Origin of the sequence: Nocardiopsis coralli, from assembly GCF_014892575.1 — a bacterium.
Lineage (GTDB): Bacteria > Actinomycetota > Actinomycetes > Streptosporangiales > Streptosporangiaceae > Nocardiopsis > Nocardiopsis coralli.
Genome location: NZ_JADBGI010000042.1, coordinates 19954 through 27664, shown reverse-complemented (window position 1 = coordinate 27664; position 7711 = coordinate 19954). Strand labels below are relative to the sequence as shown.

Sequence of the window (7711 nt, the reverse complement as noted above, 5' to 3'; positions counted from 1 at the left end):
ACCCCCGAGGCAACACCACAGAACCCCACACCCCAGAACACCCCACACCCGAGCAACGCCTCCCGCCCAGGCACGCAAGCCCCATCAACGATCACCGTCTCGAGGCGCCCGCCGGCATCCCACAGGTCACGGCACCCAGCGGTACAGATGCTCCGGCCGCCCGGCACTCCCGTACCGCAACCGCAGCTCCGCCCGCCCGTCAGCGCACAGATGCTCCAAGTACCTCCGGGCGGTCACCCGCGAGACCCCCGCACGCTCGGCCACGTCCGACGCCGATACCTCCCCGTCGGCGGCACGCAGAACCCCAGCAACGAGGTCCGCCGTGGCCTTGGTCAGCCCCTTGGGCAGGGCACCGGCCGCGGCGGGCGGACGCATCAGGCCGAACAACCGGTCCACGTCCTGCTGGGTCGCCTCACCCTCCGTGGACATCCGGATCCGGTCCCGGGCAACCGCGTACCGCTCCAACTGGTCCCGCAACGCACTCAACGGAAACGGCTTGAGCAGGTAGTGCACCGCTCCCCCGTGCAGCGCCGAGCGCACCTGGGCGATGTCCCGGACGGCCGTGATCATCAGGAAGTCCGTCTGGTGCGCGGGATCCTCCTCCGCCGAACGCAGCGCCCGCACGACCGACAGTCCCGAGGCGTCGGGCAGGTGCAGGTCAAGGAGGACCAGGTCGGGGCGGTGCCCGCGGATCTGCGTCAGCGCCTCAGCGGCACTGTGCGCCACCCCCGCCACCGTGAACGCCGGCAGCGACTCCACCAACTCCTGGTGGTTACGGGCCACCCGCACGTCGTCGTCGACGACCAGCACTCGGATCACGGAATCGCGCCCCGTGGAAGTACGGCTCACGGGGCCACCGCCGCAGCGGTCATGGGCAGGCAGGCGGTGAACACCGCACCCTCCTCCGCGTCCGGGGCCTCCATCTCCACACTTCCGCCCCTGTTCTCGCACACCTGTTTCACCAGCGCCAACCCCAGGCCCCGTGTTCCCCCGTCGCGGGACGCCTTGGTGGTGAACCCGAATCGGAAGATCTCCTCGGCGACATCGTCGGAGACACCGTGCCCGGAGTCGGTCACGCGGATCTCCAACAGGTCGTGCCCGAGCCCGGTGTCGGAGTCGGGGTGCAGGCGCACGAGAAGCTCGACCCACCCGTCCGGGTCCGCGTCGGGATCACCGTCGGGGTCTCCGCCTGAAGCACCGGCCGAACCACCGGACGGTTCACCCGCCCCGACGGCGTCCAACGCGTTGTCGACCAGGTTCCCGAGCACCAGCAGCGCGTCCGAACGCGCGTCGGCACCGAGCGGCGCCGGCACATGGGTCATCGGCGACAGCCGCAGCTCCACCCCCTGTTCAGAGGCCTGTGCGGACTTGGCCAGCGCGAGCGCCGCCAGCGCCGGATCGTGCACGTGCTCGGACACCCCGGTGCTCGCCCGGGTGTGCGAGGCGGAGAGGTCGGCCAGATAGTCGCGCGCTTCCCCGTGCGCGCCGAGGTCCAGCAACCCGGCGACGGTGTGCACCCGGTTGGCGAACTCGTGCGTCTGCGCGCGGAGCCCGCGGGTCACCGTGCGCGCCCCGTCGAGCTCCCCGGTCAGCCGGTCCAGCTCGGTGCGGTCCCGCAGGGTCACGACGGCGCCGGCGTCGCGTCCACGGATACGCACCGGCATGCGGTTGGCGACAAGAATCCGCCCGCCCACGAGCAGGATCCGGTCTTCCCCCGGGTCGGCCCCGGTGACCACGTCCCGCACACGTTCGGACAGGTCGAGCCCGTCCAGGTGGCGCCCCTCGGCATCCTCCGCCAGCCCCAGCAGCTCGCGCACCGGCGGGTTCGCGAGCACGACCCGGCCGTCGCCGTCGAGGCCGAGAACCCCCTCGCGCACGGCGTACAGGAGAGCCTCGCGCCCCTCGAGCAGCGCCGTGATCTGCGCCGGTTCCAGGCCGTGCGTCTTGGTGCGCACCTGACGCGAGAGCGCCCAGGCCCCGACCACACCCAGGACCAGCACGACAGCGGTCGTGCCCAGGATCGCGGGAACGGCGGCACGCGCCTCGGTGGTCGCGTCGTCGTCGAGGATGCCCAGCGAGACGTAACCGACCACCTCGCCCTCGGCATCGCCGGCGTGCAGCGAACCGCCCTCGGCGAAGACGGGGATCTTGGCGCGCACCGTGCGCCCCTGGGTTCCGTCCTCGACCCCGGTCCACTCCTGCCCCTCGGCGGCCGGCCCTGGCGGGGTCGAGACCTGCTGCCCGATGAGGTCCTTGTCCGGGTGCGTGTGCCGGGTCCCGTCGGGCGAGGCGATGACCAGGAAGTCCGCGCCCGCGGAGTCGGCGATGCGGTCGGCCAGCGGGTCGAGGTCCTCTGCAGGTGTGGGCTCCTGCAGGCCTTCGACGACCTCGGGCAGCACGGCGACGGAGCGGGCCACGGTCAGCACACGTTCGGCGTACTGGCGGTCGGTCTCCCGGTCGAAGTGCACCGCCCACAGCGTGCCCACCGCCGCCAACGCCACGACCAGCAGCAGGACGTAGCCGATGAACAGGGAACCGGTGAGCGAGAGGCGGCCACGGTCGGTGAACGCGGTCATTCGGTCTCCAGGGGGCGGGGCCGGCGCGGTCGGAACCGTCCGTCGGCCCTCCGCCGATCAGGACATCCGCCCAGTTCGGGGCGGCACACGAACAATACGACCAATATGACTCCAGTTTTAACAACCCCGTCATCTCAGTGTGCGCCCGCCCACACTGTGGTGTGTGTCTCCCGACCGTGTGGCCGGGACTGCGTGGTGATGGCCCCGACCCCAGGGGCCGAGATGGAGGAGAGGACATGCGCGACCGCGGCGTGCTGCTCCCCGTGCTCGGGGGCGCCTGCGCCCTCCTGCTCGTGGGAACTGCACTGTTCGACGTGCGCCAGAGCGCGGCCTCCGGCAGCGACGAACAGGAGAAACTCCTGATGATCGCTCCGGCGGCACCCGGCGGTGGCTGGGACGCACAGGCCCGGGAGATGCAGAACGGGCTGCGCGAGGAGGAGATGAGGTACAACGTCGAGGTCCGCAACGCCGACGGCGCGGGCGGCACCATCGGCCTGTCCCAGACCGCGAACCGCGAGGGCCAGGACAACGTGCTCACCATGACCGGCCTGGGCATGGTCGGCGCGGTGGAGACGACCGGGTCCCCGTACACGATGGAGGACTCCACCCCCGTCGCCCAGGTCGCCTCGGAGTACCTGGCCGTGGTCGTGCCCGAGGACTCCCCGCACGAGAGCCTCGACGACCTCGCCGAGGACTGGCGCGAGCGTTCCGACACGCTCCCGGTCGCCGGCGGGTCCATGGGCGGGGTCGACCAGATCTTCGCCGCCCGGGTCGCCCAGGCGATGGACATCGAACCCGGCGGCATCAACTACCTGCCCTACGCCGGCGGCGGCGAGGTGCTGACCTCCTTGCTGTCGGACACCTCCGAGGTCGGTTTCGGCACCCTCGGCGACTTCGCCGACCAGATCGAGGACGACGGCCCGCTGCGGGCGATCGCGATCTCCTCCCCCGAACGGCTCGAGGGCGTCGACGTACCCACGATCCAGGAGGAGGGTTACGACCTGGAGATGTCGAACTGGCGCGGTGTCATCGCCCCGCCCGGCCTCACCGAGGAGGAGACCGCCCGGCTCGAGGACCTCGTCGCCGAGCTGGTCACCACCGACACCTGGGCCGACACCCTCGAACGCAACCGGTGGACCGACACCTACCAGGGGCGCGAGGAGTTCGAGGAGTTCCTCGACGAGGAGATCGAGATGACCCAGGAGACCGTTGAGGAGTTGGGACTGTGACCGCACAGGAAACGGCCGGGGCTGCGCCTGAGCACGCCCAGGGGTCGACACCCGCGGCCGCACCCGCAGCCGATCCCGAGACGACGGTGTGGACCGGGCCGACCGCCTGGATCATGCCCGGCCTCGTCACCGCGCTCGGCCTCGTCGGTGTGTGGGGCGGGCTGACCCTGGAGACCCCGCCCAACGCCACCCGCCCCGGACCGGGGGCGTTCCCGCTGGCCATCGGCGCGCTGCTGCTCGCCGCGGCCGTGTGCATGGCCGTGGTCAACCTGCGCAACCGGGGCCGCGCGGGGTCGGGCCTGGAGTGGTTCGAGGCACGCCCCGTCCTGCTGATCCTCGCCGGGCTGGTCGTGCACACCGCGCTGCTGGAGGTGCTCGGCTGGCTGATCGCCGGGGCCCTGCTGTTCTGGATCGTGGCCTACGCGTTCGGCGCCCGCTCCTACCTGCGTGACGCGGTCGTGGCGCTGTCGATGTCCGCTGCCGTGCAGGTCGGTTTCTCACTCGGGCTCGGCCTCGTGCTGCCCGGCGGCTTCCTCGGGATGGTGCTCTGATGGACACGCTGTACCAGCTCATGGACGGGTTGGCGGCCGCGCTGACCCCCGAGAACCTGCTGTGGGCCTTCCTCGGCGTGCTCCTGGGCACCGCCGTGGGTGTGCTGCCCGGCATGGGTTCGGCGATGGCGGTGGCCCTGCTGCTGCCCGTGACCTTCCGGATGGACCCCACCGGGGCCTTCATCCTGTTCGCCGGCGTGTACTACGGCGGCATGTTCGGCGGCGCGACCACGTCGATCCTGCTCAACACCCCGGGGCAGGCCTCCTCGATCGCCACGACCTACGAGGGCCACAAGATGGCGCTCGCGGGGCGGGCTGCGCAGGCGCTGGGCACCGCCGTCATCGGTTCCTTCGTCGCGAGCATCATCGGAACCCTGATCGTGGCGCTGTTCGCGCCCGTCATGGTCTCGTTCGCGCTGAACTTCGGGCCCGGCGAGTACTTCGCGCTCACCGTGTTCTCGTTCGTGGCCGTGGCCGCCGTGGTGTCGGGTTCGGTGCTGCGCGGGCTGACCTCGCTGCTCATCGGCCTGGCAATCGGGCTCATCGGCATCGACGCGCAGAGCGGGACCGCCCGCTTCGACTTCGGGTCCGCGACCCTGCTCGACGGCGTCGACATCGTCATCGTCACCGTCGGCCTGCTCGCGCTCGGCGAGGTGCTGTACGTGGCCGCGCGCGGCAAGTCGGCGGCGGACTTCTCCGCGATCCGGACCGGGCGGCCCTGGCTGAGCCGCGGCGACTTCAAGCGTTCGTGGAAGCCCTGGCTGCGCGGTACCGCCCTGGGCAGCGCGTTCGGGCCCATCCCCGGCAGCGGCGCGGAGATCCCCACGTTCCTCTCGCTCGGGGCCGAGCGCCGTCTGGCCGCCCGCCGTGCCGCGCGCACCGGCGAGGAGAACCAGTTCGGCAAGGGCGCCATCGAGGGTGTGGCCGGGCCCGAGGCCGCCAACAACTCCAGCGCGGCTGGCACGATGGTGCCGCTGCTGGGGCTGGGCCTGCCGACGTCGGCGACGGCTGCGATCATGCTGGCGGCGTTCCAGCAGTACGGGCTGCAGCCGGGGCCGGTGCTCTTCGAGCGCAACGCCGACCTGGTGTGGACGCTGCTGGCCAGCCTCCTCATCGGCAGCGTCCTGCTGCTGGTCATCAACCTGCCGTTCGCGCCGCTGTGGGCCAAGCTCCTGAAGCTGCCCAAGCCGTACCTGTACGCGGGTATCACCCTGTTCTCCGTGCTGGCGGTGTACGCCATCAACACCTCGGTGCTGCACCTGGTGGTGCTGATCGTCATCGCGGTGCTGGGACTGGGTATGCGGTCCTTCGGGCTGCCCGTCGCGCCGGCGCTGATCGGTGTGGTGCTGGGGCCGATCGCGGAGAACGAGTTCCGGCGCGCACTCGCCGCGTCCTCCGGCGACCCCGCGATCCTGTTCGAGAGCGGCATCTCCCTGGGCCTGTACGGACTGGTGCTGGTCGCCGCGGTCGTGCCGGTGCTCACGCACCTGCGCCGCCGGCGCAAGGCCCGCCCCGGGGCCGAGCACGAACCCGTCGCCTGACACCCTCTGCCGCGAACGGCCCCCGGACCTCCGTCCCGGGGGCCGTTCGCATACGCTGACCGCCCGCTGTCTTGGGGAATGGAGTTTTCTTGATACAGGAGAATTGGGACGCCGGCAGCACGATCTACACCGGAAAATCTGGCGAAGAAGACGTCAAGCTCATTCTGTCTCGTCACTTCTCCGTCGAATTCTACTTGAGCAGCACATTCGTCCACCCGTTCCATATCGACGTCACGGATAACGACGGCTACAAATGGAACAAGGGCAAGCAGGACGACTTCGTGTACTGGCCGTTTCTTGTAGACATCTGGACCCAGGAAGACGTCACTTCCTCTGACTACATACCTTTCACTTCGGGTGTACTCACACTGCTGTGGGGCCAGGGACTCCCAGCTGTCGCAGCATGCGACTTCGAACACGAACTCCCCTGGTCAGGCGGAATCCAGAGCCCCGTCATGCCACCAGAGCACTTCTGACCGGCCGGTCTTCTCCACGATGCTGAAGTCCACCTGGAGCGCGCATGATCCCCCCGACCCCCGTTGAGGTCCGTTCCTTCCTCATGCAGAAGGGCAAGGTGAGGAAGGGCAAGCGGGACCTCGCTTTCATCCCTATCGAGGACTGGTCGAGCCCTCTCCGGGGCCAGATCTACATAGAGGGCTCCATGGAGCTCACGATCGGTGGGAAACCCCTGCTCACGCGCGACATGTGGGACGACATCGACTTCATGTGGGGCTTGCTCGTCAACACCCTCGAGGAACTAGCAGCCCAGGGGTCATCCACCCTCCGACTCTCGGGCATGCGGTTGGTGCTCAAGCGCGTACGGCAGGACACACTCAGCGTCGCGGTGGAAACCCCCATCCGCGGCGGGCGGACCGCCGCCGGGGTCGAGGAGCGCAACTTCTACGCGCACATGATCAGCGCGGGTGAGCACTTCTTCCGGCGGTTGGAGGACCTGCAGGCCGACGGCGGGTTCCAGCAGGATCTCCGCAGGCTCGAAGCACTGCGTGCGCGGGTCCTGAACTAGCGGCGCCCCGTCGGCCCGGTCGGCCCCGGCCGTCCCGGGTCCGTTCACATGTGCTCGGGATGCAGGGGCCCGCCCGTGACCAGGGCCCGACACACCCGTGGCTCGGCCATGTGAGGGCGCGGTCGAGAGGCCCCGTAGGGTCGTGTCGCTCGGAACGACCGGTGGGCTCCCGGTGCCGACGGAAGGATTCGGATATGAGCGCGGCCGTCGACACCACCCAGTGGAGCGACTTCGGTGTCGCCGTCATCGGCGCCAGCGCCGCGTTGGCAGGCCTGCTCGTCGTGGCCGTCTCCATCAACATCCAGCCGATCCTGGCCAACGACACCTTGCCGCGGCGGGTCATCGTCGCGCTGGTGTCACTGACGACGCCCCTCGTCTTCTCCGTGGTCCTACTGATCCCCGAGACACCGGCGAGTGTCGTCGGATCCTCGCTTCTGGCCATCGGTCTCGTATGCGGGGCCATCCTCGGCCTTGCCACCTGGCCGTCCTCACGTCCGACGGAGCGCACGTTGGCGGAGTGGCTGATCGCCCCCGTCATGCCTGCGGTACTGCTCTCGGGCTCGATCGTCCTGGCCGGCGTCGGGGTTCTCACCGGGTCGCTGGGCGGTCTCTACTGGCTTCCTGTCGCCGTCATCGCATCTGTAGTGGGCGGTCTGGCGCAGGCATGGGTGCTGCTCATCGAGATCCTGCGCTGAACCCGACGTGCGGCTCGGGGAGCCATGTCCGGTAGCGGTCAGAACCCGGGTCTGCGGCCGCGGGCGCTGGTAGGCATGAGCGACCTTCTTCCCCC

8 protein-coding genes are annotated in these 7711 nt (G+C 70.0%); 6 read left to right on the top strand and 2 right to left on the bottom strand.

The features are described from left to right. Positions 1 to 126: 126 nt before the first annotated feature. Together IDM40_RS27185 and IDM40_RS27180 are read right to left on the bottom strand one after the other, a co-directional pair. Complete coding sequence (locus IDM40_RS27185) at positions 127 to 819, bottom strand: response regulator (protein ID WP_193124941.1); 693 nt, start codon at positions 817 to 819, stop codon at positions 127 to 129. 26 nt (positions 820 to 845) lie between these two features. After that, a complete protein-coding gene (locus IDM40_RS27180; RefSeq protein ID WP_193124939.1) occupies positions 846 to 2576 on the bottom strand; it encodes an ATP-binding protein in 1731 nt (576 codons plus the stop codon). Between the two features lie 236 nt (positions 2577 to 2812). Between IDM40_RS27180 and IDM40_RS27175 the strand changes: the two genes are divergently transcribed. The 6 genes from IDM40_RS27175 to IDM40_RS27150 all read left to right on the top strand — a co-directional run bounded on the left by IDM40_RS27175 (position 2813) and on the right by IDM40_RS27150 (position 7616). Next, positions 2813 to 3805, top strand: a complete 993-nt coding sequence (locus IDM40_RS27175; RefSeq protein ID WP_193124938.1) for a Bug family tripartite tricarboxylate transporter substrate binding protein — start codon at positions 2813 to 2815, stop codon at positions 3803 to 3805. Continuing rightward, complete coding sequence (locus IDM40_RS27170; protein WP_193124937.1) at positions 3802 to 4356, top strand: tripartite tricarboxylate transporter TctB family protein; 555 nt, start codon at positions 3802 to 3804, stop codon at positions 4354 to 4356. Before IDM40_RS27175 ends, IDM40_RS27170 begins: the two co-directional genes overlap by 4 nt. Beyond that, positions 4356 to 5897 (top strand): tripartite tricarboxylate transporter permease, encoded by a 1542-nt coding sequence (locus IDM40_RS27165; RefSeq protein WP_193124936.1) that lies wholly within the window; start codon positions 4356 to 4358, stop codon positions 5895 to 5897. The genes IDM40_RS27170 and IDM40_RS27165 overlap by 1 nt, the downstream gene beginning before the upstream one ends. A gap of 89 nt (positions 5898 to 5986) precedes the next feature. Continuing rightward, entirely contained in the window at positions 5987 to 6373 is a 387-nt protein-coding gene (locus IDM40_RS27160; protein ID WP_193124935.1) for a hypothetical protein, read from the top strand. 44 nt (positions 6374 to 6417) lie between these two features. After that, a complete protein-coding gene (locus tag IDM40_RS27155) occupies positions 6418 to 6921 on the top strand; it encodes a hypothetical protein (RefSeq protein WP_193124934.1) in 504 nt (167 codons plus the stop codon). A 194-nt stretch (positions 6922 to 7115) separates the two neighbouring features. After that, entirely contained in the window at positions 7116 to 7616 is a 501-nt protein-coding gene (locus IDM40_RS27150) for a hypothetical protein (protein ID WP_193124933.1), read from the top strand. Positions 7617 to 7711 lie beyond the last annotated feature (95 nt).

Excerpts from the sequence above, each read along its gene's own strand:
- IDM40_RS27155 (WP_193124934.1), top strand. The coding sequence starts at position 6,418 with ATGATCCCCCCGACCCCCGTTGAGGTCCGTTCCTTCCTCATGCAGAAG.
- IDM40_RS27165 (WP_193124936.1), top strand. The coding sequence starts at position 4,356 with ATGGACACGCTGTACCAGCTCATGGACGGGTTGGCGGCCGCGCTGACC.
- IDM40_RS27175 (WP_193124938.1), top strand. The coding sequence starts at position 2,813 with ATGCGCGACCGCGGCGTGCTGCTCCCCGTGCTCGGGGGCGCCTGCGCC.
- IDM40_RS27180 (WP_193124939.1), bottom strand. The coding sequence starts at position 2,576 with ATGACCGCGTTCACCGACCGTGGCCGCCTCTCGCTCACCGGTTCCCTG.
- IDM40_RS27150 (WP_193124933.1), top strand. The coding sequence starts at position 7,116 with ATGAGCGCGGCCGTCGACACCACCCAGTGGAGCGACTTCGGTGTCGCC.